The sequence below is a fragment of the Methylobacterium sp. FW102-HT35C08 genome, assembly GCF_058790235.1.
In genome coordinates this window covers 2729212-2754886 of record NZ_JBYTCL010000002.1, presented here as the reverse complement: position 1 = coordinate 2754886, position 25675 = coordinate 2729212, and the positions used below count along the sequence as shown (strand labels likewise).

The 25675-nt window shown below is 69.0% G+C and carries 22 protein-coding genes; 12 read left to right on the top strand and 10 right to left on the bottom strand.

Annotation, left to right across the window (positions count from 1 at the left end):
- The gene (locus AC3WSN_RS13100) at nucleotides 1–465 is read right to left on the bottom strand and encodes a DUF2147 domain-containing protein (RefSeq protein WP_192710834.1); all 465 of its coding nucleotides are present in this window, start codon (nucleotides 463–465) and stop codon (nucleotides 1–3) included.
- 268 nt (nucleotides 466–733) lie between these two features.
- Here AC3WSN_RS13100 and ndk point away from each other — a divergent pair, with 268 nt between their 5' ends.
- Nucleotides 734–1156, top strand: a complete 423-nt coding sequence (gene ndk, locus AC3WSN_RS13095; RefSeq protein ID WP_192710833.1) for a nucleoside-diphosphate kinase — start codon at nucleotides 734–736, stop codon at nucleotides 1154–1156.
- A 169-nt stretch (nucleotides 1157–1325) separates the two neighbouring features.
- The gene (locus AC3WSN_RS13090; RefSeq protein WP_192710832.1) at nucleotides 1326–1691 is read left to right on the top strand and encodes a hypothetical protein; all 366 of its coding nucleotides are present in this window, start codon (nucleotides 1326–1328) and stop codon (nucleotides 1689–1691) included.
- Nucleotides 1692–1788: 97 nt separating this feature from the next.
- Here the strand turns inward: AC3WSN_RS13090 and AC3WSN_RS13085 are convergent, their stop codons facing one another.
- The 3 genes from AC3WSN_RS13085 to purM form a co-directional block, all read right to left on the bottom strand.
- Nucleotides 1789–2757, bottom strand: coding sequence for an IS110 family RNA-guided transposase (locus AC3WSN_RS13085; RefSeq protein WP_492536452.1), 969 nt, complete (start codon nucleotides 2755–2757; stop codon nucleotides 1789–1791).
- A gap of 473 nt (nucleotides 2758–3230) precedes the next feature.
- Entirely contained in the window at nucleotides 3231–3881 is a 651-nt protein-coding gene (gene purN, locus AC3WSN_RS13080; protein ID WP_192710831.1) for a phosphoribosylglycinamide formyltransferase, read from the bottom strand.
- Nucleotides 3881–4960 (bottom strand): phosphoribosylformylglycinamidine cyclo-ligase, encoded by a 1080-nt coding sequence (purM, locus tag AC3WSN_RS13075; RefSeq protein ID WP_492538470.1) that lies wholly within the window; start codon nucleotides 4958–4960, stop codon nucleotides 3881–3883. Before purM ends, purN begins: the two co-directional genes overlap by 1 nt.
- A 142-nt stretch (nucleotides 4961–5102) precedes the next feature.
- Here purM and AC3WSN_RS13070 point away from each other — a divergent pair, with 142 nt between their 5' ends.
- From AC3WSN_RS13070 to AC3WSN_RS13050, 5 genes are all read left to right on the top strand, one after another.
- Nucleotides 5103–6227, top strand: a complete 1125-nt coding sequence (locus tag AC3WSN_RS13070) for an AI-2E family transporter (RefSeq protein WP_192710829.1) — start codon at nucleotides 5103–5105, stop codon at nucleotides 6225–6227.
- Between the two features lie 13 nt (nucleotides 6228–6240).
- Nucleotides 6241–6960 carry a P-loop NTPase family protein gene (locus AC3WSN_RS13065; RefSeq protein ID WP_192710828.1) on the top strand — a complete coding sequence of 240 codons (720 nt, stop codon included), beginning with the start codon at nucleotides 6241–6243 and terminating at the stop codon, nucleotides 6958–6960.
- 104 nt (nucleotides 6961–7064) lie between these two features.
- Entirely contained in the window at nucleotides 7065–9458 is a 2394-nt protein-coding gene (locus tag AC3WSN_RS13060) for an RNA degradosome polyphosphate kinase (protein ID WP_192710827.1), read from the top strand.
- 130 nt (nucleotides 9459–9588) lie between these two features.
- Nucleotides 9589–11094: an exopolyphosphatase gene (gene ppx / locus AC3WSN_RS13055; RefSeq protein WP_492538468.1), complete on the top strand. Its 1506-nt coding sequence runs from the start codon at nucleotides 9589–9591 to the stop codon at nucleotides 11092–11094.
- A gap of 482 nt (nucleotides 11095–11576) precedes the next feature.
- Nucleotides 11577–14033, top strand: a complete 2457-nt coding sequence (locus tag AC3WSN_RS13050; RefSeq protein WP_492538466.1) for a methyl-accepting chemotaxis protein — start codon at nucleotides 11577–11579, stop codon at nucleotides 14031–14033.
- Between the two features lie 122 nt (nucleotides 14034–14155).
- On the opposite strand, the gene AC3WSN_RS13045 is transcribed toward AC3WSN_RS13050, so the two are convergent.
- Together AC3WSN_RS13045 and AC3WSN_RS13040 are read right to left on the bottom strand one after the other, a co-directional pair.
- The gene (locus AC3WSN_RS13045) at nucleotides 14156–15601 is read right to left on the bottom strand and encodes an acetamidase/formamidase family protein (RefSeq protein WP_492538465.1); all 1446 of its coding nucleotides are present in this window, start codon (nucleotides 15599–15601) and stop codon (nucleotides 14156–14158) included.
- A gap of 82 nt (nucleotides 15602–15683) precedes the next feature.
- Nucleotides 15684–18011, bottom strand: a complete 2328-nt coding sequence (locus AC3WSN_RS13040) for an NADP-dependent malic enzyme (RefSeq protein WP_492538463.1) — start codon at nucleotides 18009–18011, stop codon at nucleotides 15684–15686.
- Between the two features lie 78 nt (nucleotides 18012–18089).
- On the opposite strand from AC3WSN_RS13040, the gene AC3WSN_RS13035 reads away from it, so the two are divergent.
- Entirely contained in the window at nucleotides 18090–18740 is a 651-nt protein-coding gene (locus AC3WSN_RS13035) for a CatB-related O-acetyltransferase (RefSeq protein ID WP_492543106.1), read from the top strand.
- A complete protein-coding gene (locus AC3WSN_RS13030; protein WP_192710823.1) occupies nucleotides 18737–18988 on the top strand; it encodes a DUF3297 family protein in 252 nt (83 codons plus the stop codon). Before AC3WSN_RS13035 ends, AC3WSN_RS13030 begins: the two co-directional genes overlap by 4 nt.
- Here the strand turns inward: AC3WSN_RS13030 and AC3WSN_RS13025 are convergent.
- From AC3WSN_RS13025 to aspS, 4 genes are read right to left on the bottom strand one after another with little or no spacing between them, the layout of a single operon-like run.
- Complete coding sequence (locus tag AC3WSN_RS13025; RefSeq protein ID WP_492538461.1) at nucleotides 18958–19290, bottom strand: hypothetical protein; 333 nt, start codon at nucleotides 19288–19290, stop codon at nucleotides 18958–18960. The two genes, AC3WSN_RS13030 and AC3WSN_RS13025, sit on opposite strands and share 31 nt — an antisense overlap.
- Complete coding sequence (locus tag AC3WSN_RS13020; protein WP_492538459.1) at nucleotides 19287–20363, bottom strand: acyltransferase family protein; 1077 nt, start codon at nucleotides 20361–20363, stop codon at nucleotides 19287–19289. The genes AC3WSN_RS13025 and AC3WSN_RS13020 overlap by 4 nt, the downstream gene beginning before the upstream one ends.
- The gene (locus AC3WSN_RS13015; RefSeq protein WP_492538458.1) at nucleotides 20360–21232 is read right to left on the bottom strand and encodes a glycosyltransferase family 2 protein; all 873 of its coding nucleotides are present in this window, start codon (nucleotides 21230–21232) and stop codon (nucleotides 20360–20362) included. The genes AC3WSN_RS13020 and AC3WSN_RS13015 overlap by 4 nt, the downstream gene beginning before the upstream one ends.
- Nucleotides 21233–21253: 21 nt before the next feature.
- The gene (gene aspS, locus AC3WSN_RS13010; protein WP_492538456.1) at nucleotides 21254–23098 is read right to left on the bottom strand and encodes an aspartate--tRNA ligase; all 1845 of its coding nucleotides are present in this window, start codon (nucleotides 23096–23098) and stop codon (nucleotides 21254–21256) included.
- A 186-nt stretch (nucleotides 23099–23284) separates the two neighbouring features.
- Here aspS and AC3WSN_RS13005 point away from each other — a divergent pair, with 186 nt between their 5' ends.
- The 3 genes from AC3WSN_RS13005 to AC3WSN_RS12995 all read left to right on the top strand — a co-directional run bounded on the left by AC3WSN_RS13005 (nucleotide 23285) and on the right by AC3WSN_RS12995 (nucleotide 25314).
- On the top strand, nucleotides 23285–23641 hold the full coding sequence (locus tag AC3WSN_RS13005) for a hypothetical protein (protein WP_492538454.1): 357 nt from the start codon (nucleotides 23285–23287) through the stop codon (nucleotides 23639–23641).
- 87 nt (nucleotides 23642–23728) lie between these two features.
- Nucleotides 23729–24901 (top strand): ribonuclease D, encoded by a 1173-nt coding sequence (gene rnd / locus AC3WSN_RS13000; protein WP_492538452.1) that lies wholly within the window; start codon nucleotides 23729–23731, stop codon nucleotides 24899–24901.
- A 125-nt stretch (nucleotides 24902–25026) separates the two neighbouring features.
- Nucleotides 25027–25314 carry a hypothetical protein gene (locus AC3WSN_RS12995; RefSeq protein ID WP_192710817.1) on the top strand — a complete coding sequence of 96 codons (288 nt, stop codon included), beginning with the start codon at nucleotides 25027–25029 and terminating at the stop codon, nucleotides 25312–25314.
- The last annotated feature ends 361 nt before the right edge of the window (nucleotides 25315–25675 follow it).

The following is a 25675-nucleotide window of genomic DNA, read 5'->3' as shown; positions in this document are numbered from 1 at the left end:
TCAGTTCTTGTTCGCGGCCTGCTGGTTCACGTCCGGCACCCGCGTCCAGGTCTGCGATCCGCACAGCACCTTGAGCATGCAGCCCGAGACGCTGAGTTCGGCCTCGCTCTCGCGCTCCAGGCTCACCGTGTAGATCTTGCCTTCCTCGATATTGTAGAGCTCGCCGGTAAACTTCGCGTCGTCAGGCTTCAGACCCTCGATGAGCTGGAGCCCGATCACCGGACGGGCGCGCTTCTTCGGATCGGGATTCTTCAGGTCCGTGCGCGGCGCGCCGTTGTCGAAGGTCGGCGTCTTGAGCCAGACGACCTTGCCGCAGACCAGCTTCTGGCCGGCGCCGCAGCGATCAATGCGGATCTTGGCGCGGCCGTCGCCGGTGAGCCAGGTCCCTGAGGGATCCTTGCCGGTGTCGGCGGCGGCGGCGGAGAGGCCGGTCAGAAGCAGGGCGGCGCTGAGAGCGAGTCGCATGGTTCGTCTCCGGGAATGGGGCATCGCGGATGCCCGAGGGGTGGACGAGGTCGGTTGGTGCGGGAGTGAGCCGTCGCAATCGGGCGATTTTTCGGCGGTGTTGCGGCAGAGCCACGGCCGCGCTTGTCCCGCCCGGTCTTGCCACGCAGCTTGAGGCACGGGGGGGCGCCCGCTATAAGCCCGGCGCCGAAGCGAAATTCTCGCTGCCGCGGCGTGTCCGGATCGCCGGTGCGCCGCAAACCTTTTCCACAGATAGACCGGACGCACCATGGCCACCGAGCGCACCTTCTCGATCCTGAAGCCCGACGCGACGCGGCGGAACCTGACCGGCGCAGTGAATGCCGTGATCGAGGAGGCAGGCCTGCGGATCGTCGGTCAGCGCCGCATCCGCATGACCAAGGAGCAGGCCGAGAAGTTCTACGAGGTGCACAAAGAGCGGCCGTTCTTCGGCGAGCTCGTCACCTTCATGACCTCCGGCCCGGTGGTCGTTCAGGTCCTCGAGGGCGAGAACGCGGTGGCCAAGTACCGTGAGGTCATGGGCGCCACGAACCCGGCCCAGGCCGCCGAGGGCACGATCCGCAAGAAGTTCGCCGAATCGGTCGGCGAGAACACCGTGCACGGCTCGGACAGCGCCGAGAACGCGAAGCTGGAGATCGCGCAGTTCTTCCAGGACTCCGACATCGCCGCGTGAGGCAACGGGTGGTGGCGGGTTGGGCACACCGACCCGCCATTGTCGCGCACGGCGCCGGGCCGCGCAGGGAATGCCGCCCTGTGTGTCCGGACCGTCCTTGACGGGACGGAGCCCGGAAGCGTCCAACGGCCGAGCTTAGTCAATCTCAGCCCTTCGGACCCTCAAGACCATGACGATGCGCCGCCTGCCCCTGCTGATCGCGACCGGTCTGTTCGCGCTCGGCGCGACCGCCGCCTACGCGGGCGGATCCTCGGCCCCGTTCCAGCAGTACGAGCCGGACCCGGCCCTCAAGACCGCCACGAAGTCCAACCTCGAAGGCCGCGTCCGCCACGCCTGCACGGTCGTCCAGGCTCGCCTGACCAGCGCCACCGAGGCGTCCCTGGAGCGCCCCTGCGGCTGCTACGCCCGGCAGACCCTGCGCAGCCTCGACGCGTCCGAGATCGAGGCCTACCGGACCACCGGCTATTTCAACGATTCCGCCCGCGCGAAGGCGCTCTCGGCGCTGGACAGCTGCAAGCTGCAGCGCCCGGTCTGACGACACGCCCGCTTGGTTGCTTCCAGCAGCCGCGCCCTGTTGGAAGGATCCGGCCCGTCGCTGATTGCCTGGCTTGGTCAGTCATATCGTCATCAACTCAGTTGGCGGCTGAGTTTTGTGGGTGTGCGTAGGCGTCGCGCAGGCGTGCGTTTGCGATGACGATGAGGCGTCGCATGAGGGCTGTGATGGCGACGAGGGGCTTCTTTCCGGCGGCGCGCAGGCGCTGGTAGGCGTCCTTGAGGGCGGGATTGTAGCGGCTTGCGGTGAGGGCGGCCAGGAACAGGGTCCGCTTGACCTCGGGTCGTCCGCCGCGGGTGCGTCGGTAGGCGTCGGCGGCGCCGCTCTGGTTGGGATGGGGGGCGACGCCGGCCAGGGCTGCGGCTTGGCGGCGGTCGATGCGGCCGAGTTCGGGCATGAGGGCGATGAGAGCGGCCGCGGTTGTGGCGCCGATGCCCGGGATGGCGCGCAGGACGCGCTCGGCGCGCCTCAGATCAGTGGTGCCGGCCACGAGTTCGGCGATGGCGGCCTCGAGCGCCTGGATCTGGGCGACCAGACAGGCGCGCAGGGCGTCCAGGCAGGCGCGGACCGGCTCGGCGCCGGGGGCGGCCAGCCGGTTGGTGCAGGCGGTCCGCTGGGCGATGAGATCGGCGCGGGTGAGCACCAGGGTCTGCAGGCGCTCGCGTCGCGGGTCGGGGGCCTGCCAGCGGGCGAGGCGGGCGTGGCGCTCCTGTGCGTAGCGGGCCAGCGCCCGGGCATCGAGGCTGTCGCTTTTGCCCAGGGTCCCGAACGAGCGGATGAAGGCTTTGACCTTGCGCGCGTCGGCGCGGTGAGCGGGGCATCCGGCGGCCAGCAGGGCGGCCAGGAGCGCGTCCTCGAAGCCACCGGTGGCCTCGCAGACGACGAGGCAGGTGGTGTCCAGGCGGGCGGCGAAGCCGGCGAGGGCTTCGGGTGTGTTGGCCAGGGTGCGGGTGCTGCCGTCGCGGCTATCGCAGACGACGATGAGGGTTTTGCCGACATCGCAGCCGATGAAGCGGGTCGGGGTGGGCGGGGTGACGGGCTCGGCCATGGGGGCTATCCTGGTGCGGCTTGCGATTGTCTGCGGGCGTCATGCCGGCTGGCAGAGGGGCCCAGGCAACTCATCAAGCGTGGCAAGGGAAGCGCAGCGTCGACCAGGATGACGACGGGCGTATCAGCCCTATTCCGGGACGGCCGGCGCCGCGCGCCTGGTCCGGGCGGCCACCCGGACCAGGCATCCCGCTCGCGCGGAACAGCCCCACACTAGCACCCGTGCAACAGACAATTCCGGGGCGCCGAAGGCGAGCCCGGACAGACACGCCGACGCGCCCAGATCTTGCCCCGTCGGCGGATCTGGGTTCCGGGCTCCGCTGCGCGGCCCCGGAACGACGTGGGTTGGTCACTTAAATCGCCTACGTCCCGGAGACGGAGTTTCTCGAATGTGGAATCCCGCATCCGTACATCCGTACGGACAGCGCGGAGGTCGGCACCGGAGGCGTGGCCTGCGCCAGATCGCCGGCGATTTTAGAGGCTGAACAGGACGCCGTCCGGCGCCTCCTCGGCGATGACGACGCGGTCGCCTTCCAGGCGGGCGCGGCCGCCCGCCACCTGGGCGAGGACTGCCGGGTACAGGCGGCGCTCCTGCACGATCACCCGGTCGGCGAGGCTGTCGGGATCATCGTCCTGGCGGACCGGGATCGCCGCCTGCGCGACGATCGGGCCCGCATCCAGCTCCGGCACGACGAAGTGGACCGTGCAGCCGTGCAGGCGCACGCCGGCGTCGAGCGCCTGCCGGTGCGTATGCGTCCCCTTGAACAGGGGCAGGAGAGACGGGTGGATGTTGAGCATCCGCCCCGCCCAGGACGCCACGAACGCCGTCGTCAGGATCCGCATGAAGCCCGCAAGGCAGACGAGATCCACCTGGGCCGCCCGCAAGGCGGCGTCGAGGGCGGCGTCGAAGCCGGCGCGGTCAGGAAAGGCCTTGTGGTCGATGGCCTGCGTCGGGATACCGGCCTCGGCCGCCCGGGCGAGGCCGGCGGCCTCCGGGCGGTTCGACAGGACCAGCACGATCTCGGCCGGGTAGGCGGGATCCTTCGCGGCCTCCAGCAGCGCCACCATGTTCGAGCCGCGCCCCGAGATCAGGATCGCGACGCGGGTCTTGCGGGCGGCCGCCATCAGAGGGCGAGGCGGCCGGTGAAGGTGACCGGCTCAGGGCCGCGCGCGGTGATCCGCCCGAGGCGCACCGGTGTCTCGCCGGCCCGGGTCAGAGCCTCGTCGACGTCGTCGACCGCGTCGGCGGCGGCGATCACCACCATGCCGATCCCGCAATTGAAGGTGCGCAGCATCTCGGCCTCGGCGACGCCGCCCTCGCGGGCAAGCCAGCCGAAGACCGGCGGCGGGGTCACAGCGTCAAGGTCGACGGCGATGCCGACCGCGTCCGGCAGGACCCGGGGGAGGTTGTCGGGGAAGCCGCCGCCGGTGATGTGGGCCAACGCCCGGATCCCGTCGGTGGCGTTCAAAGCCGCGAGCAGCGGCTTCACGTAGATCCGGGTCGGCTCCAGCAGCGCCTCGCCGAGGCTGCGCCCCGGGGCGAACGGCGCCGGCGCGTCCCAGCCGAGGCCGGTCTTCGCGACAATCCGGCGGACCAGCGAGAAGCCGTTGGAATGGACGCCGGAGGAGGGCAGGCCCAGCACCACGTCTCCGGGGCGGATGCCGGGCCGCGGCAGCAAGGTGCCGCGCTCGGCGGCGCCGACCGAGAAACCCGCGAGGTCGTAGTCGGACCCGTCGTAGAGGCCCGGCATCTCGGCGGTCTCACCGCCGATCAGCGCGCAGCCGGCCTGCCGGCAACCTTCGGCGATGCCGCGCACGATGTCGGCGCCGACACCCGGGACCAGCTTGCCGGTGGCGTAGTAGTCCAGGAAGAACAGCGGCTCGGCGCCCTGAACGATGATGTCGTTCACGCACATCGCCACGAGGTCGATGCCGATCGTGTCGTGGCGGCCGGTCTCGATGGCGATCTTGACCTTGGTGCCGACGCCGTCGTTGGCCGCGACCAGGATCGGGTCGCGGAAGCCCGCGGCCTTCAGGTCGAACAGCCCCCCGAACCCGCCGATCTCGGCATCGGCGCCCGGGCGCCGGGTCGAGCGCACCAGCGGCTTGATCGTCTCGACCATGGCGTTGCCGGCGTCGATATCAACGCCCGCCGCCGCGTAGGTCAGCCCCGTCTTCGGCTGGTTGCCGTCCTTGGCCGTCATGCCCGCGCCACCTCGTTCAATACTGGCCCCGCTCTAGCGGCTTACCGCGCGCCGCGCGAGTCGATGGAGCGGCGTCTTGATCGGCGCAGGCCGCATACCCACTCTGCCGAGTGGCGAGGTGTGCTGCGGGGGAAGCGTCATCGTGCGCACACGGGCTGTGATCGGGCTGGCCGCTGTCGTCGCCCTCGGACTCGTCATCTACCTGCTCCGCGAGGTGATGCTGCCCTTCGTGGCCGGCATCACCCTGGCCTATCTGCTCGACCCGCTGGCCGACCGGCTGGAGCGGCTCGGACTCGGGCGGCTCGCGGCGAGCCTGCTGATCCTGGCACTGTTCGTCGTCGCGCTGGTCGTGACGCTGCTGATCCTGATCCCGCTCACCGCCAACCAGGTCGTGGCGCTCATCAACGCCCTGCCCGGGATGGTGTCGCGGCTCCAGGCGATCATCGCCGACCGCTCCGGGAGCCTGCTCGAACGCATCGGCGGCGCCAACGTCCTGAGCGAGCTGCAATCCTCGGTCGGCACCCTCGCGACCCAGGCGGGGACCTGGCTCCTGGCCTTCCTCAAATCGCTCTGGTCGGGCAGCCAGGCACTGATCTCGATCGCGTCGCTGCTGGTCGTGACCCCCGTGGTCGCGTTCTACATCCTGGTGGATTGGGACCGGATGGTCGCGGCCATCGACGGCTGGGTGCCGCCGCGGCACCGGGCGACGGTGCGCGACCTCGCGCGCCAGATCGACGGGGCTGTCACCGGCTATGTCCGCGGCCAGACGCTGGTCTGCCTAATCCTGGGGAGCTTCTACGCGGTCGGCCTCTGGCTGGTGGGCCTCAACTTCGGAGTGCTGATCGGACTGATCGCGGGGTTCCTGACCTTCATCCCGTATGTCGGGACGCTGACCGGCTTCCTGCTCTCGGTGGGCGTCGCACTGGTCCAGTTCTGGCCCTCCGCCGACTGGCTGCATCTCGGCCTGACCGTCGGCGTGTTTCTCGTCGGGCAGTTCCTGGAGGGCAACGTGATCTCGCCGAAGCTCGTGGGCGACTCGACCGGGCTGCATCCGGTTTGGCTGATGTTCGCGCTGCTGGCGTTCGGCACGCTGTTCGGCTTCGTCGGACTGCTGCTCGCCGTCCCGATCGCGGCTTCGATCGGCGTGCTGGTCCGCTTCGCGCTGGCCCGCTATCTGGAGAGCCGCCTCTACCATGCGGGGCAACCGATCCTGATCGAGCACGACGGCAAGGACGCTTCGGCCTTGACCTCCGCGGGCGCGGGATGATCCTGGACGACGCATGCGCGAGAATGCACCACCCCGGCAGCTCACCTTCGACCTGCCGCTCGACCCCCGCTACGGCCGCGAGGACTTCCTCGTCGGACCGGCCAATGAGGCCGCTTACGCGCTGATCGAGGCGTGGCCCGACTGGCCCGACAGTGTCCTCGTGCTCACCGGCCCCTCGGGCAGCGGCAAGAGCCATCTCGCGGCCATCTGGGCGGAACGCGCCCATGCCTGGACGAGTGCGGCGGCGGAGATCGGCGCCGATGCCGTCCAGCACTTGGTCTCGAATGGCGCCCTGGTGATCGAGGACATCGATCGGGCGGAGCAGCGGGACGAGGCCGCCTTGTTCCACCTTCTGAACCGTGCGCGGGAGCGGGCCTGCCCGGTCCTGCTGACCAGTTCCGCCGAGATCGACGCCCTCGGCCTCGTCACGCCAGACCTTCGCTCGCGCCTGCGCCTCGCCCCGCGGATCGCGATCGACGCGCCCGACGACGCGCTTCTGCGCGCCGTCCTGGTCAAGCTGTTCGTGGATCGGCAACTCGTGGTCGATCTGAGCGTCATCGACTCGCTGGCGCTGCGGATCGACCGCTCCCTCGGCCGCGCCCGCGACGTCGTCGCCGAACTGGACCGGGACGCCCTCGGGCGCGGTCGGCGCATCAGCCGCCCGCTCGCGCTGGCGGTGCTTCGGCGCATGGGTCTGGACGACGAGGGCTTAGAGGACGAGCCCGACAGCTGATGTCGGAAAGTGGGAGCCGTCACGAAACCGTCGTGAAGGCTGCAGGGGGACGATGCTAAACGCTCCGCGCCGCGAGGAGCCGAAGGCAGACACAGGGATCGGGGATGGAATCGACGCAGAAGCCCGTGGAACGCGACGTCGCCGAAGAGGCCGCGGAGCCCCGTCGGCGCTCGACAACACCTCCGACGACCCGGCGCGTTCCCGCCGCGAGAGCGGCGCTGGCCGACGGTCCGGCGAAGCCGGCGGTCGCCGGCGCCACGGCCGATGCCAACGATGAATGGCCTGCCTCGGCCTCTCCGGCCGAGCCGGCAGCGCCCAGCCCGGCGGCCGGGGCGGCACGGGAGCCGGTGCTGGAGGCCGGCCGCTCCCTGCGCCACACGCCGGAGCGTTTCGTGAACCGCGAGCTGTCCTGGCTCCAGTTCAACCGCCGCGTTCTCGAGGAGGCCTCGAACCCCAATCACCCGCTGCTCGAGCGGCTCCGGTTCCTGTCGATCTCGGCCAACAATCTCGACGAGTTCTTCATGGTCCGCGTCGCCGGCCTGATCGATCAGGTCCGAGCGGGCCTGACGGTTCCGTCCCAGGACGGGCTGTCGCCCTCCGAGCAGCTCCTGCGGATCGGCACGGAGGTCTCGCGCCTCGCCGCCGACCAGCAGGCCCGCTGGCGCGAGCTGCGCGCGGAGCTGCATGCGGCCGATATCGACATCGTCGAGCCGGCTTCGCTCACCGCCGAGCAGGCGGGATGGCTGGAAGAGTACTTCCTCAACCACGTCTTCCCGGTCCTCACGCCCCTGGCGATCGACCCGGCGCATCCGTTCCCGTTCATCCCGAACCTCGGCACGACCATCGCGCTGATGCTAGTGCGGCCGCGGGACGGGCGGGTGCTGCGGGCGCTGATCCGCGTGCCGGGCGTCCTGGATCGCTTCGTGCGCCTGCCGGTCAGCGACAGCGAAACTTCGGCGCGGCTGATCCCGATCGAGCAGGTCATCGGGATGTTCACCGGTCGCCTGTTCCCGGGCTACCTGGTCAAGGGCAGCGGCGCGTTCCGGGTTGTCCGGGATTCCGATCTCGAGATCGAGGAAGAGGCGGAGGACCTCGTTCTCCATTTCGAGACGGCGCTCAAGCAGCGCCGACGCGGCGTCGTGATCCGCCTCGAGGTCGAGGCCGGGATGTCGGAGGATCTGCGCACCTTCGTGGTCGACGAGCTGGAGATCTCTCCGGACGCCGTCTTCCTGGTCGAGGGCATGCTGGCCCTGAACGAGCTGTCCCAGGTCGTCGGGATCGACCGGCCGGACTTGAAGTTCAAGCCCTACAATCCACGCTTCCCGGAGCGCATCCGCGAGAGCGGCGGCGACGTGTTCGCGGCGATCCGCCAGAAGGATTTCATCGTCCACCACCCTTACGAGTCCTTCGACTCGGTGGTGCAGTTCCTGGCCCAGGCCGCCCGCGATCCGAACGTCGTGGCGATCAAGCAGACGCTGTACCGGACCTCGTCCAACTCGCCGATCGTGGCGGCGCTCGCCGAGGCGGCGGAACTCGGCAAGTCGGTCACCGCGCTGGTGGAGCTGAAGGCGCGCTTCGACGAGGAAGCCAACATCCGCTGGGCGCGCAACCTCGAGAAGGCCGGCGCGCAGGTGGTGTTCGGCTTCGTCGAGCTGAAGACCCACGCCAAGCTGTCGCTGGTGGTCCGGCGGGAGGGCGACAGGCTCGTCACCTACTGCCACGTCGGGACCGGCAACTATCACCCGATCACGGCGCGCATCTACACCGACCTGTCCTTCTTCACGGCGGATCCGGCGATCGCGCGCGACGTCTCGCGGATCTTCAACTTCATCACTGGCTACGCCGAGCCGGCGGAACTGGAGCGGATGGCGGTGTCGCCGCTGACGTTGAAGAATCGACTCCTGGAACACATCGAGGCGGAGGTCGCCCACGCGAAGGCGGGACGCCCGGCGGCGATCTGGATCAAGTGCAACTCGCTGGTCGACGGGCAGATCATCGATGCGCTCTACGACGCCTCGGAAGCCGGGGTTCAGATCGACTGCGTGGTCCGCGGGATCTGTTGCCTGAGGCCGGGCATCCCGGGCCTGTCGGAGACGATCCGGGTCAAGTCGATCGTCGGGCGGTTTTTGGAGCACGGGCGCATCTACGCCTTCGGCAACGGCGTCGGCCTCCCCCATCCCAAGGCCACGGTCTACATCTCGTCGGCCGACCTGATGAGCCGCAACCTCGACCGGCGCGTCGAGGCGCTGCTGCCGATCACCAACCCGACGGTGCATCAACAGGTGCTCGACCAGATCATGCTGGCCAACCTGCTCGACAATCGCCAGAGCTGGCGGCTGCTTGCCTCCGGAGGGTGCGAGCGGATCCAGCCGGCGGAAGGCGAGGAACCGTTCAACGCCCACAAGTACTTCATGACCAACCCGAGTCTCTCCGGCCGCGGCAAGGCCTCGAAGAAGTCGAGCCCGCGCGCGCTGAGCCGACGTGCGCAGCGCGCCTGAGTTTCGCCGCGCAGCGGCGCTGGGCTAAACGTTTCGTGCGGCGCGCCGGTCGGCGCGTCGGGCTCATCAAGGACTTGGACGTTTGGGCAGCCCTCGTGCCAACCTCATCCTCGCGCATTCGGCGGACCCGATGGCCAGCGAGGCACGCCAGCCGGTGGCCATCATCGACATCGGCTCCAATTCCGTTCGGCTTGTCGCCTATGACGGTCTGAGCCGGGCACCGACGCCGCTCTACAATGAGAAGGTGCTGTGCGGCCTCGGGCGCAATGTCCTGACGACCGGGCGTCTGAACGAGGACGCCGTCGCCCGGGCACTGGCCGCCCTGGCGCGGTTCCGGGTCCTCTGCGACACCATGCGGGTCGGGCAGGTCTTCGTGCTGGCCACCGCGGCGGCGCGGGATGCGGAGAACGGTCCGGACTTCCTGCGCGCGGCGGAAGCGGCCTGCGGGCAGGAGATCCAGCTCCTGTCCGGCCGGCGCGAGGCGGAACTCTCGGCCTTGGGCGTGGTCTCCGGCTTTCACGCGCCGGACGGCGTGGTCGGCGATCTCGGCGGCGGATCGCTGGAACTCGTGGACGTCCGTGGCGCCGTGGTCGGGCAGGGCGTGACCATGCCGCTCGGCGGCCTCGCCCTGCAGGACCTCTCCGGCAATTCGGTTAAGAAGGCCGCCAAGATCGTGCGCGAGCACATGCGCAAGGCGGTGCCCCAGCTCGAGACCCTGCGCGGCCGAACCTTCTACGCGGTCGGCGGCACGTGGCGCGCGATCGCGCGGCTCCATCAGGCCGCCCGCAACTATCCCGTCCACGTGATGCACGGCTATACGGTCGAGCCCACGGACGAGCTGAGCTTCCTGCAGGTCGTGGAGCAGACTGATGTGTCGCTCCTGCAGGACGTCGACGCGATCTCCGAAGCCCGGCGCCCGCTTCTGGCCTATGGCGCCGTCGTTCTGGAGGAAATCATCCGGGTCGGACGGCCGCGGGAAGTGGCCATCTCGGCCTCCGGTGTCCGCGAGGGCCTGCTGTTCGAGCAGCTCGACCGCGACGCCCGGCTGAACGACCCGCTGCTCGCCTCGGCGGCGGAGTTCAACAGCCTTCGCTCCCGCGCGCCGCGCCATGGTGAGGAGCTGATCGCCTGGACCGACCGCTTCGTCGCGACACTCGACGGCCACGAGACCGCGGACGAGCGCCGCCTGCGGCACGCGGGCTGCCTGCTCTCGGATGTGGGTTGGCGGGCCCATCCCGATTACCGCGACGAGCAGAGCATTGCGGTCATCCAGAACGCGGCGTTCGTGGGCGTCGACCATCCGGGCCGGGCCTATCTCGCTCTCTCGGTGTCGCTCCGGCACACGGGCCTCGCCGCCGAGAAGGCCAACCCGATGCTGCGCGGGATGGCCGGGCCGCGCCTGTTCGAACGGGCGCGCCTCCTGGGCGCGCTGCTGCGCGTCGCGTTCCCGATCTCGGCCGGCATGGACGGGGCGCTCGGTCGGGCCCCGCTGACCGTGGAGGACGGCCGCGTGGTCCTGCGCCTCCCGCGAGACTGGGAGCCCCTGAGCGGTGACCGTCTCCTTAACCGCGTCCGAGCCCTTGGGCGCGTGATCGGTCTCGACGGGCGGGTCGAGGTCATGGGCGGCACTGCCTGATCACGCCCAGCAAGGATGCTGGCGGGCGGCGTCGCCGTCGCTTGTCTTGCCTGCCGCGACCAATTTCTCAGCGGAGTGGTGCCGCGCGGGTCCTCCGAGGATCGCCGCTGCGCACTGGAGATCTTGACAGGGGCAGATTCTCGCCAGCACCCAACTTTTGCTACGTTCGTCGCCTTGAGCAAGCTGTTCTTGCTAGTGATTTTCTCCAAGACCGTCTTTGTAATTGCAGATTAAGCAATTCAATCATCCACCATATCTACGAGTACGAATTTAGATCAGCGTTTGCAGCACATCCTCCGCCAGATTTCTAAATCATGACCGATGTGGCCCGCACATTGCGAAGCAATGGGCGTGCAATCCGCAGTTATTTGCGCTAGCGTGCAGGCATCTTCTGGACCGTTTGTTGAAACGCGGATTTTTGAACTATGCTGAAATTTGGACGTTTGTCTGTTCGCGCTCTCATGGGCGTGGCGATATTGGCCATGGCGTCGATGTTACTGACCTACGCCGCGACTGGATTAATCGAGGCGCACCGGCAGGCAGGGCAGGCAGGGCAAGCCGTTACCTTGGCCCAGGCGAGCCGCAGCCTGCTCAAGACCATTCTGCCGCTGCGCCTGGAGCGCGGGTCGTCTCTCGCCCTCGGGGGTGAGGCACCCGCAGATCCTGACACGCTCTCAGCCCTTGCGAAGAACCGCGAGGCCATGCTGACGAATTTTCGGACCGCTCAATTACTCCTGAACGAGCAGGATGTGCCCGCCGTATCCGCGACGCTGGGCCGGCTGAATGCGTGTCAGGAGACCTTGAACGCCCTCCGCCCCCGGATCGACAGCGCCCTGCGACTGCCCAAGGCCCAGCGTGACGCGACGCTGCTCCCGGCCGCGCTCAAGGCCTTCCAGGATCTGCTCGATGCGCTGACCGCAACGACCGATGCGGTTGACGCCGCGATTCCTCGGTCGGACGCGATCCTGCAGCGCTACCTCGCTATCAAGCGGTCGGCGTGGACGACCCGCGTTGCGATCGGCAATGTCGCGCTGCGGGTCCAGACGTCGCTGGCGGCGAAGACCACTTGGTCGTTGGCCGAGACCGTAGCGGCCGCCGAGGAGCGCGCGCGCCTGCAGAGCGCCTGGCTGGCTACGACCGAGGCGGTCTCCAGTGTTCCGGAGACGATCAGAGCCGCGTACCAGAAGGCTCATGCCAGCAACTTCGAAGGCGAGCCCGCATCGATTGCGCAGGCCGTCTTCGACGCGCTGAGCCTGAACAAGCCGTCCCCTGTCACATTCGTGGAACTGCGGCAGCGCAACACCGTCGATCAGATGGCGATCGTCGATCTCGCCTACGCCGCCCTCGACGCGATGGTGGCACGGGCCGAAACCCTGGCCGGCGAGGCGCACGCGATTCTTCTGCGGAACGCCGCGGCCCTGCTGGCCGCAACGCTGCTCGTCGCGCTCGGATTGCTCGCCCTGTCCCGGGGCGTTCTCCGGCCGATCCGAGCGATCTCGGCGACGGTGCGGGCGCTGGCACAGGGCGACACGACGGTCGACGTACCCGTGCACGACTACAGCAATGAGTTCAGACCGATCGTGGCCGCCGTGCAGGTCTTCAAGGAGAACCTGATCCGGACCCGGCAACTGGAAGCCGACACGGCGCAGGCACAACAGCATGCCGATGAGGAGCGCCGCGCCAGCATGCGCCAGATGGCGGATGGTTTCGAGCGGGCGGTCGGCGACATGATCGGGCAGGTCTCGGCTTCGGCAAGCGAACTCCAATCCGCCGCCGGGTCGCTGTCGACCATGGCCGGGCAGACCTCGACGCAATCCGGCGCGGTCGCGGCCGCGGCGGAGCAGGCGGCCAGCAACGTCAACACGGTGGCCGTCGCCGCCGAGGAGCTCGGCTCCTCGGTCCAGGAGATCGGCCGTCAGGTTCAGGGCTCGGCCGAGTTGACGAGAGCGGCCGCCTCCGAGGCAGATCACACCGGCGCGCTGGTGCAGGAACTGCGCACGGCAGTGGCCAAGATCGGCGACGTGGTCGGGCTGATCTCATCGATCGCCGGTCAGACCAATCTTCTGGCGCTGAACGCCACCATCGAGGCGGCGCGTGCCGGCGAGGCGGGCCGGGGCTTCGCGGTGGTCGCCGCGGAGGTCAAGATGCTCGCCGAGCAGACTGCCAGGGCCACCGAGGAAATTTCGGAGCATATCGCGCGGGTCCAGGCCTCAACCGGGCAGGCGGTCACGGCAATCGGGGCGATCACCGACCGGATCCGGGAGATCAACGGGGTGGCGGCGGCGATTGCCGCGGGCGTCGAGGAGCAGGGAACGGCAACCCAGGAGATCGTCCGCAATGTCGGACAGGCGGCCGCAGGGGCCGCCATTGTGACCAGCAACATCTCGGGCGTGGCCGATGCCGCCGAGAAGACCGGTTCTGCGGCCGGCCAGGTGCTGGACGCCGCCTCTGCCTTGTCGCGTCAGTCGGACCATCTCACCAGCGAGGTCGGGCGCTTCCTGGCGAATGTCCGCGCCACCTACGCCATCTCGTCGTCCCAGGTGACGCTGGTGCGGGAGACCTTCGCCAAGGTTCAGCCGATCGCCGACCACGCGGCCGACCTGTTCTACGATCGGCTGTTCGAGATCGCCCCGCAGGTCCGGACGCTGTTCCCCGAGGCCATGGCGGAGCAGAAGCGCAAGTTGATGGCCATGCTGGCGCTGGCGATCGCGAATCTCGACAAGCCCGAGGCTCTGGCCTCGGTCGTGCGCGATCTCGGGCAGCGGCACCTCGGCTACGGGACCCAGGAGCTACATTTCGAGGCGGTCGGGTCCGCGCTGCTCTGGACGCTCGAGCGCGCGCTCGGAGCGGACTTCACACCGGATGCCCACCGAGCCTGGACCGAGACGTACGGCGTCCTGGCCGGCCTGATGAAGTCGTCCTTCGCCCGGGCGGCCTGACCGGGTACGTCCTCATACGGACACGGTGAGTCCGCAGCTCTCCCCGGCGTCGCCGCGCCGCAGGCGTCGGGACGGCAAGCCTCCATGAGCGGCCGCAGCTGCAATCGAGCCGCATCCGCCGCTCAGGCGACGCGATCGGCGAAGATCGCCTTCTTGACCACGGCGTGGACGCCCCAATTGCCGTCCACGACCTGCGTGATCCCGAAATCGACCGCGACCGACATCAGCGAGATCGCCTCGTCCTCGGTGAGCCCCTTCGCGTGCATCAGGAACTGGCGCATCTTGCGGAAGGCGTCGCGCATGGCGAGGTCGATGGAGGATTTCTGGAAGATCGCCGTCTGCGCGTCCGGGCCGAGGTCGCGCAGGTAGTTCGGGTAGCTGAAACCGGACAGCACCCAGTCCTCCCGGGTCTCGATCATCGGGAAATCGAGGGCTTCCAGCGGCGTGCCGGGCAGATCGGCCTTCTTGTGCAGGATGAACTGGAAGGTGCCGGTGAGCGAGCACTCGATCGCGGTGCCGCACAATTCGGAATCGCCCTGACTGGCATGGGGGTCGCCCACCGAGAACAGCGCGCCCGGCACCGCCACCGGATAGTACAGCGTCGCGCCCTTGCCGATCCGCCAATTGTCGATGTTGCCGCCTGTGTAGCTCGGCGGGATCGTGTTGACCCGGTCGGCCTCGGCGGGCGCGACGCCCATCGTGCCGAAATGCGGACGGATCGGCACCCGGATGCCCTTGAGGACCTCGAAGGTCTTCTGCGTCTTGGAGTGATCGACCGGCAGGCCGGGATAGTCGATGGTCGGGTGGGACACGCCGAACGGGTCGGTCACGCCCGGCCAGCGGAAGCTGTAGACCGCGCGGGCCCAGTCGCGCTCGCCGGTGGCGTCGACCTCGTAGATCGTGACGACCTCGCGCGGCTTATCGCCGGTGATCAGGTCATTGTAATGGTATCCCCACCACGCCGCCGCGTTGCTGCCGAAAGTCAGACCCTTGTACTTGGGATTGGCGCAGGGGCGGGGCGCCACGTCGAGGATCCGCACCTCCAGAACGTCACCTGGCTCGGCGCCGCGGATCGCCACCGGGCCGGTGCAGATATGCACGCCGAGGCCGCCGCCGGGACCGATCTTGGCGTCCAGGGCGCCGGCACCGCGCGGCGAGACGCCCATCTTGTCCTTCGTCCAGAGATAGACGCTCTCGGCGCCCGGATCGCCCTGGATCATCCGCTCGGCATCGTCGCTCGCCTGATGGGTGAGCGTCTCGATGGTGACGAAGTCGCCCGAGCCGATCTCGACCTTCGGCTTGAGGCTGCGGCTGAAGAAGCCCCAATGGACGGTCTCGGCATTGGCCGGCAGGTGATAATGCGCCGTCGCGGCGATCTTGGCGCCGCTCGCCTCCGCGAGCGCGGGGCTCACCAGCGACGGGCCGCCGGCCGCGAGGGCCGCGGCGGCGGCACCGGTCGCCGCGAAGCTGCTCTTCAGGAAGGCGCGCCGCTCCGGCTCCAGATCGCGCCGGAACCGGCGGCGGTGCTCCTCGAAGGCGTGGCAGGTTGGATCGTCGCCCGCGCACATCGCGTCATCTCCCGGTCGTTGTGTTTCCGCGGGAGCGGGAAGCAAGTCGACGGCCACGCTCGCGGCCGCCGACAGTTGTTTCTCATTCGGAGATCATGCCGGCGCCGCGCTCCTCGGCCGTCGGTGCAGCCTCGTCCGCCTGGGCCTCGACCACGGCCGCGGCCGTGACGTTGACGATGCCGCGCGCGGTCACCGACGGCGTCAGGATGTGGGCGGGCTTGGCCGGGCCGATCAGCAGCGGGCCGACCGGCAGGGCATCCGCCAGCACCTTCGCGAACTGGAAGGCGATGTTGGCCGCGTCGAGGTTCGGGAAGATGAGGACGTTGGCCGCACCCTTGAGCCGCGAACCGGGCAGCACCCGTTCGCGGACCATCTCGTTAAGGGCGGAGTCGGCCTGCATCTCACCGTCGACCTGAAGCTCCGGGTCACGCTGCTGCAGGAGCGCGAGGGCGTCACGCATCTTCATCGCCGAGGGCGAGTCCGACTGGCCGAAATCCGAGTGGCTGAGCAGCGCGATCTTCGGCGTCAGGCCGAAGCGGCTGACGTGGCTGGCGCAGGCCTGCGCCACGTCGGCGATTTCCTCGGCGGTCGGGTTCTGGCGGACATGGGTGTCGGCCAGGAAGTAGGCGCCGTTATGCGTCACAACGAGGCTCATCGCGGCGCATTGCTCCACGCCGGGCGCAAGCCCGATCACGTCGCGGATGATGCGCAGCCGCGTCTCGAACCGGCCCTCCAGGCCGCAGATCAGGGCATCGGCCTCGCCGCGCCGAACCGCGATGGCGCCGATCACCGTGCTGTTGGTGCGCACCAGCGTGCGTGCCGCGTCGGGGGTGATGCCCCGGCGTCCCGCCACCTCGAGATAGGTCTGCACGTAGGCGCGGTAGCGCGGATCGTCCTCGGGATCGATCAGCTCGAAGTCGCGGCCGTGCACGAGGGACAGGCCGAAGCGCTTCAGCCGGGTTTCCACCACCCGGGGCCGGCCGACTAGGATCGGGAACGCAACCTTGTCTTCGACGATCGCCTGAACGGCGCGGAGCACGCGCTCGTCCTCACCCTCGGCGTAGATCACGCGCTTGGGCTCGGCCTTCGCCTTCGAGAACAAAGGCTTCATGATCAGGCCGGACCGGTGCACGAACCGGTCGAGGCTGTCGACATAGGCGTCGAAATCGGCGAGCGGCCGGCCAGCCACGCCCGAATCCATCGCGGCCTTGGCGACCGCCGGGGCGATGCGCAGGATCAGGCGCGGGTCGAACGGGCTCGGGATCAGGGACCTCGGCCCGAACGGGCGCGCCTCGCCGCCATAGGCGCGGGCGACCACGTCCGAGGTGGTCTCGTGGGCTAGGCCCGCGATCGCCTTCACGGCGGCCTTCTTCATCTCCTCGTTGATCTTGTGGGCGCCGACATCCAGCGCGCCGCGGAAGATGTAGGGGAAGCACAGGACGTTGTTGACCTGGTTCGGGAAGTCCGACCGGCCGGTGCAGATCATCGCGTCCGGCCGCTCCTTCTCGGCCAGGTCCGGCATGATCTCCGGGTAGGGATTGGCGAGCGCCATGATCAGCGGCTTCTCGGCCATCTCCTTCAGGTACTCGGGCTTCAGGACGCCGCCGGCCGACAGGCCGATGAACACGTCCGCACCCGGGATCACCTCGGCGAGCGTCCGCTTGTCGGTCTCCTGGGCGTAGACGTCCTTCCAGCGGTCCATCAGTTCCGGGCGGCCCTTGTAGACCACGCCCTTGATGTCGGTGACCGTGATGTTTTCGCGGGTCGCGCCGAGGGAAACGAGCAGGTTGAGGCAGGCGAGCGCCGCTGCACCCGCCCCGGAGGTGACGATCCGGACGTCGGCGAGGTTCTTGCCGGCGAGCTCCAGGCCGTTGAGGACGGCGGCCGCCACGATGATCGCCGTGCCGTGCTGATCGTCGTGGAAGACCGGGATGTTCATCCGCGCCCGGCACTGCTCCTCGACCTCGAAGCACTCGGGCGCCTTGATGTCCTCCAGGTTGATGCCGCCGAAGGTCGGCTCCAGCGCACAGACGACGTCGACGAGCTTCGAGACGTCCTTCTGGTCGACCTCGATGTCGAACACGTCGATGCCGGCGAATTTCTTAAACAGGACCGCCTTGCCCTCCATCACGGGCTTGGAGGCGAGCGGGCCGATATCGCCCAGGCCCAGCACGGCCGTGCCGTTGGAGAGCACCGCCACGAGGTTCTGGCGGATGGTAAGTTCGGCGGCCTGCTGCGGGTCGTCGTGGATCGCCATGCAGGCGGCGGCGACGCCGGGCGAGTAGGCCAGGGCGAGATCGCGCTGGTTGCCCAGCGGCTTGGTCGCCTGGATCTCCAGCTTCCCGGGCTGGGGCAGGCGGTGGTAGACGAGCGCCCCGGCCTTGAGGTCCTCGGACATGTTATCGGCCATCGCCCACGCTCCCGCTCACCTTCTTCACCGAGGACGACACGGTCGCGCATCGCGCGGGCTCGCGTCTTGACCGGTCTGTTGCACCGGCTGCGCAGGGGGCGCAACCCGCACAACGAGACCCGGATCCACCTCGCCAAGCTGGCGAGGACCTACGGCTTCTCCATAGGCGCTTATTCGTACGGGCGTCCAAAAGTCCGCTTCCCGGAGAGCGGGCGGCGGCTGACGATCGGCCGCTATTGTTCCATCGCCGACAAGGTCGAGATCCTGCTCGGCGGCGATCATCGCCTCGACTGGTCGTCGACCTACCCGTTCGCCGCGATGCGCGGGCTGTTCCCCGACGCCCGGGCGCCCGAGGATTACCATGCCTCGCGCGGCGACGTGGTGATCGGGCACGATGTCTGGCTCGGATCGGGCTGCATGATCCTCTCGGGGGTGACCGTCGGGCACGGGGCCGTGGTGGCGGCCCGCGCCGTGGTGACCCGCGACGTGCCCGCTTACGCCGTGGTGGCGGGCAATCCGGCGCGGGTGGTGCGCCGCCGCTTCGACGCCGCGATGGTGGAGGCGCTCGTCGCGGCAGCGTGGTGGGATCTGCCGCACGATGCAGTGACGCGGCTCGTGCCGCTGCTGCAGAGCGGGCGGATCGCGGACTTGCTCGCGGCGTTGCGCGCGGGCGCGGATTCCCTTACCGGCGAGGCCCAACGCGAAGACCATCCGAGATCCGGACGATGACCGACACGCCTCCCGACCGCCTAGCCGCCAACCCGAACAGCCCGTTCTACGACGAGAAGATGCTCGAGCGCGGGGTCGGCGTCCGGTTCAAGGGCGTCGAGAAGACGAACGTCGAGGAGTACTGCGTGAGCGAGGGCTGGGTCCGGCTCTCGGCCGGCAAGACCCTCGACCGGGCCGGCAATCCGATGACGGTGAAGCTGAAGGGTACCGTCGAGCCCTACTTCCGCGACCCCGCCGCGGAGGCCTGATCCGCGACCTGCGCGCGGGCGGCATCGAAGTTCCGAACGGCATCCCGGACGCGTTTCCCGACCTGATCCGGAGAGCACGGCCCGTCTATGACGAGGCTCGCGAGGATATCGAAGCGACGGGCGCGCTGCTTGGCGGTGCGCGCGTGGTTCGAGACGCGCAGGTGCCAGGCGCAGTCCGGTCGCCGCATGTAGAGGCTGTCGCCGCGCTCGTTGCGTGCGACGATCGCGAAGCCGTGCGCCTCCAGCATTCGCGCCGCCAGCTCCAGCGCTTCGAGCGGCGAAAGCGGCCGGTCGGCGGTCACGGCCCGGCCGGCTCGATCGTGCCCAGGCGCCGTCGCCCGAGCGCCCGTGCCTTCAACGCCAGCGCGGGCCGCTCGATTCCGTACCAAGACAGGGTCGCCACGGGCAGCGTCAGGCCGAGTGCCGGGATCAGGAGGGCCAACCCGGAAGCCTGCGGCCACAGGACGTGCAGGCTCTGCTGGATCGGCCAGCCATAGAGATAGATCCCGTAGGACAGGTCGGCAGGCGGATCGAACAGCCGGCGGGCCATCGGTCCGACGGCGAGCCAGACCGCGCCATAGGCTTCCGCCAGGAACAGGAGGGCCGGGTAGGCCGGCGTCCGCGCGAGGATGAAGGCGCCGAAGGCCAGGCAGGCGAGGGCGGCGCCCGAGATACGCAGGCGTGCGCGCCAGAGATACAGGGCCGCGCCGGCCGCGAAGATCAACGGCAGGCGCAGGGCGGTCTCCGTGCCCTTCGATAGATCGGGTCCGCGCAGGCCGGCGACGATCGACAGGGCGAGTGCCAGCCCGGCCACGATCAGGAGCGCCGACCACCGGCGCCGGAGCAGGCCGCACAGGGCAGCGACGAGGACGCCGAGGTAGCACAGCACCTCGTATTTGAGCGTCCAGACCGTGCCGAGGGGCGCCCGGTAGGGATTGGATTCGAAGACGCCGGGGAGGGCGGCGTTGCTCTTGAAGGTCGTCAGCGTCCCGCGGATGAACGTCCACAAGGCCGGATCGCGCAGGTACTCGGCGACGGGCAGGCGCGTCAGCATCGCGCCGAGCCCCAGCGACACCACGAGGGTCGCGGCAACCAATCCGGGCAGGATCCGCAGGGTCCGGGCGAGGGCGTAGTCCCGGGTGCCGCGGCGGTCGCAGCTCATCGTGACCAGGAAGCCCGACACGGCGAAGAAGCCGTTCACCGCGTGCTCGCCCAGCGTGTAGCCGGTGAGCCGGGCGAGGGGCTCGTCGCCGGCCGCGCCGGTCGCGACGCTGAACGCGTGGGACACCACGACGGCCAGAGCCAGCATCAGCCTCAGGCCGGTGAAGCCGTTGCGCCCGCGTTCCAGCGCAATCGCGATCGTCGGCGCGCTCATCCGGTCAGACCCTCGCGGGCCAGCGCGGTCCGGCCCCGCAGGAAGGCGAGGGCGCCCGCGGCCGAGCCCCCGTAGCGCTCCAGTCCCGCCCGACGCAGGACCAGCCCGGACAGCAGCGCCTTCGGCACATTGGCCGCCAGCGCGGCGAGACTCGGGTCCGGTAGGCCGTATTTCCGGCTGACATAGGCGCGCGACCATGCCTGATGCCAGCGCGCCCGAAACACCCGTCCCGGCTCGGGCGCCGACGACCGGCCGCGACCGTGCAACGCTTCGGCGCGGTGGACGTGGATCAGGGCACGACCGCGATCGGCGACGCGCCGGCACAGGTCGTCATCCTCGTAGAACAGGAAGATGTTCTTGTCGAAACCGCCGAGGTCGAGGAACAGGGCGCGCGGCATCATCAGGCAGGCCCCGGAGAGGAAGGGCGCGCAGGCATCGCCCTGCGGCAGCGCGAGCCGGCCGGTGGGGTTCGTAAGGTAAGACGCCAGCAGCGAGCGCGCCTGGAAGAAGTAGCGTCCGTCGGGTTCGATGAGGCGCGGGGCCAGCAGGCCCGCATCCGGCCAGGATCGCGCCGCGTCCAACAGGGCATCCACAGAACCCGGTCGCAGGATCACGTCCGGGTTGACGATGAGGACGTGCTCCGCGGTCTCAGCGGCGCGGACGCCCCGGTTGTTGGCGCGGCCATAGCCCTCGTTGCGGGCGTTGCGGATCACCTGCGCGCCGGCCGCCTCCGCGACGGAAGCGGAGGCATCCCGGCTGGCATTGTCGACCACGATCGCCGGCACGTGCTGCCCGGCAAGCGCCGCGAGGCAGCCGGGCAGCATGTCGGCGCTGTCATGCGCGACGACGATCGCGACGAGACTCGGCACCGGGCGGCGGATCGCGCCGCCTCAGGCCTTCTTCTCGGGCAGGTTGAGCCGGATGTGCAGCTCGCGCAACTGCTTCGGCGTCGCCTCGGAGGGCGCGCCCATCATCAGGTCCTCGGCGCGCTGGTTCATCGGGAACAGCACCACCTCGCGGATGTTCGGCTCGTTGCACAGGAGCATGACGATGCGGTCCACGCCCGGCGCGATCCCACCGTGCGGCGGGGCGCCCATGCGCAGGGCGTTCAGCATGCCGCCGAACTTCTGCTCCAGCACCTCGTGGCCGTAGCCCGCGATCGCGAAGGCCTTCTCCATCACGTCCGGACGGTGGTTGCGGATCGCGCCCGAGGACAGCTCCACGCCGTTGCAGACGATGTCGTACTGGAACGCCTTGATGTCCAGGATCCGCTTGGTGTTCGCGCCGTTCTCGTCCTCGCCGGCGAGAGCGTCGAGGTCGAGCGCCAGGAACGCCTCGCGGTCGATGTTCGGCATCGAGAACGGGTTGTGGGAGAAGTCGATCCGCTTCTCCTCCTCGCTCCACTCGTACATCGGGAAGTCGGTGATCCAGCAGAACGCGTACTGGTCCTTGTCGCAGAGGCCCAGCTCGTCGCCAATGCGGATACGGGCCTTGCCGGCGAGCCCGGCCGCCTTGGCTTCCGGACCCGCCGAGAAGAACACCGCGTCGCCGGCCTTGGCGCCCGCCCGCTCGGCGATCAACGCCTGCACCTCGGCCGGGATGAACTTGGCAATCGGCCCCTTGCCGGAGAGCTGGCCGTTCTCCTCCTCGAACACGACGTAGCCGAGGCCCGGCGCGCCCTCGGAGCGGGCCCAGTCGTTGAGCTTGTCGAAGAACGAGCGCGGCTGGCTGGCCGCCCCGGTCGCCGGGATCGCCCGGACCACGCCGCCGGAGGCGATCACGCCCTTGAACGCCTTGAAGGCCACGTCATCACGGGCGAACAGGTCGGAGACGTCGGCGATGATCAGCGGGTTGCGCAGGTCCGGCTTGTCGACGCCGTATTTCAGTATCGAATCCGCGAAGGTGATCCGCGGGAATTCCCGAGTGACGCGCTTGCCCTCGGCGAACTCGTCGAAGACACCGCGCAGGACCGGCTCCACGGCCTGGAACACGTCCTCCTGGGTGACGAAGCTCATCTCGATGTCGAGCTGGTAGAACTCGCCCGGCGAGCGGTCGGCGCGGGCATCCTCGTCGCGGAAACAGGGCGCGATCTGGAAGTAGCGGTCGAAGCCCGCGATCATCGTCAGCTGCTTGAACTGCTGCGGCGCCTGCGGGAGCGCGTAGAACTTGCCGGGATGAACCCGCGACGGCACGAGGTAGTCGCGTGCGCCCTCGGGCGAGGAGGCGGTCAGGATCGGGGTCTGGAACTCGAAGAAGCCACCCTCGCGCATCCGGCGGCGGAGCGAATCGATGATCGCGCCGCGCTTCATGATGTTGGCGTGGAGCTTCTCCCGGCGCAGGTCGAGGAAGCGGTACCGGAGCCGCGTCTCCTCCGGATATTCCAAGTCGCCGAAGACCGGCAGCGGCAGCTCGCCCGCCGGGCCCAGCACCTCCAGGTCATCGATATAGACCTCGACCGCGCCGGTCGGAAGCTCGGCATTCTCGGTGCCGGCCGGGCGGGTGCGGACGCGGCCGTCGATCCGCACGACCCATTCCGAGCGCACGGCTTCGGCGGCCTTGAAGGCCGGCGAGTCGGAATCGATCACGCACTGCGTCAGGCCGTAATGGTCCCGCAGATCCACGAACAGCACGCCCCCGTGGTCGCGGATGCGGTGGCACCAGCCGGAGAGGCGGACACTCTGCCCGACGTCGGACGGGCGGAGCGCCCCGCAGGTGTGGGAACGGTAACGGTGCATGACGGGCTTCTTCTGTGGGAAGGCCGGCACCATTCACGCGAGGCCCCCCAAGTCAAGCGCAGGGCACCCGCAATGGCCGCAAGAACGGCGCCGCGCCGCGCGTCCGGACTACCGGAAAGCGCTGCTCATCCCCATATGATGTGCATGAACCACAACGCTTTTTTCCAGCCGGAGGGCCGACGGGAGATGACGTTCGAGACCGCACCGAGCGTGTGGCGGACGCTGCCGCTCGATGGCCATTTCGACCTCGTCTACGAAGATGCCACCGGTGCGTGGAGCAACCGGTCGCTGGACGCTCGCGAGTTGAAGCTCGGGCCGGGCAGGACCCTGCTCGGCGGAATTGACGCCCGACGGGGCGGCTATCGCGGTTTCCGTGTCGACCGTATCCGTCGCCTCACGGACGGTGCGACGGGCGAGCGCATCGAAACCGGCATCCTCGACCGGCTCCTGGGACGCGCCGAGGCGCAACGCCGCGCCGACGCGCTGCGCATTCGGCGGCAATCCCGGGCACGCCGTCGGGCCGTCATGGCCGGGCAGGCATGACCGGTATCCTGACACCCGATGTCGGAAAGATGGGGACCTGCGCGCGGATCCCTCCCCAGGGCCGCGGCGGTTGCGTATAGCCGACCTATGGACCTGATCACCACGACCGACGCGCTGCGCGAAATCTGCACCCAGCTGGCCGGGCAGCCCTTCGTAACCGTCGACACGGAGTTCATGCGTGAGACGACGTACTACCCGAAGCTCTGCCTGATCCAGATGGCGGCTCCGGACGGCTCCGCAGTTCTGATCGACCCGCTGGCACCGGGGCTCGATCTGCAGCCGTTCATTGACCTGATGGCCGACGAGCGCGTCGTGAAGGTTTTCCATTCCGCGCGCCAGGATCTCGAGATCATCTGGCTGATCGGCGGGATTCTGCCGCACCCGTTCTTCGACACGCAGGTCGCCGCTATGGTGTGCGGCTACGGCGACTCGGTCTCCTACGAGCAGCTCGTCAACGACGTGGCCAAGGCCAAGATCGACAAGTCCTCCCGCTTCACGGACTGGTCACGGCGGCCGCTCTCCGACGCGCAGCTCACCTATGCGCTGTCAGACGTCACCCATCTGGTGAAGGTCTACGAGGTCCTCGTCGCCGAGCTGCTGCGCACGGATCGCGGTGCTTGGCTCGACGAGGAAATGGCCGTGCTGACCTCGCCCGAGACGTACCGAGCCGATCCGGCGCAAGCCTGGCGGCGCTTGGCCGGCCGGATGCGCAAGCCTCGCGAGATCGCCGTGCTGATGGAGGTCGCCGCTTGGCGCGAGAGCGAGGCCCAAGCGCGCAATGTCCCGCGCGGGCGAATCCTGAAGGATGAGGCCGTCATCGACGTAGCTTCGGCGGCGCCCCGGAGCGCGGAGGCCCTGGCCCGGCTGCGAACGATTCCGGCGGGCTTCGAGCGCTCGCGCACGGGGGCCGACATCGTCGCGGCCGTCGAGCGCGGGCTATCGCGCGACACCAGCGACATCCGTCTTCCGGAGCGCGTGCGCCGGAGCGGCGGAAACGGCGCGATCGTGGAGCTTCTCAAGGTCCTTCTGAAAGCAGTCTGCGAGGCGGAAGGCGTCGCGCCCAAGATCATCGGCACGGTCGACGATCTGGAGGCTATTGCCGACGACGATGCTGCCGACGTTCCGGCCCTTCAGGGCTGGCGGCGGAGCCTGTTCGGGGACAGGGCCTTGGCCTTGAAACAGGGGCGGCTGGCGCTGTCCGTGGAGGCCGGCCGCATCGTCGTTCGTGCCCTTGAGCCTTCGGCACCCAGCGACGTCTGAGCCACCGCCGCATGACAGGATCCTCCCGGCGATACGGCGTGCCAAGGCTGCAAGCGTGACTTGCCTGCGGACCGGGACTAAATGGCAATGGGATTGCCGCTTAGTCCCGCCCAAGCGTCGCGCGTATGTTCGAGCCGAACGAAGTTCTGAAGACGCTGGCCGGCCGTGGGCTGGTTTCCGCTGACGGGTGCGGACCCGTGCGCGTCCGCTACCGTGTGGTGATCGAGCGGCGCGCCGACGGCGTTGTGGCCTACGGCACGCTGCACGGCAGTCATTCCAACCTCAGGCCAATCTGGATCGAACCGGATGCGCAACTCCGTCTCGCGAACGGACGGCGTCTCGCCATCTCGCTGACCGACCTCGTGGAGGATGTCGCGGAGTTCGAGAGCACAGGACCGGTCGGGAGCCTGTAATCTCCGCACTGCTCCGCGCCGTCGTGCGATTCACCAAAGACGGTTCCCGAGTCGCCCGATTGGGGCGCGGCGCAGCAGGACCAGCCCGTCTCCGGGATGATCTGGCAATTTGTCGCGCGCAAACCGCTTAGACGCTGTTGAGATCCCCACCTTGGCGAGATGCGGCGACACGGCGCACAGGCCGCCGGCGCTGCGGATCCTGATCAAACCCCCGCTCAGCGATATCGCGCTGCGGTCCTCAACCCTGCTCCGACAACCCTGATTCACCTGCAACGCCCGCCATCGGCGCATAAGCGGCATCAGCAAAGCTTCCTCGTCTGCAAGATCTGCATGCAAACGGCTCACGTCGCCGTGAGACGCT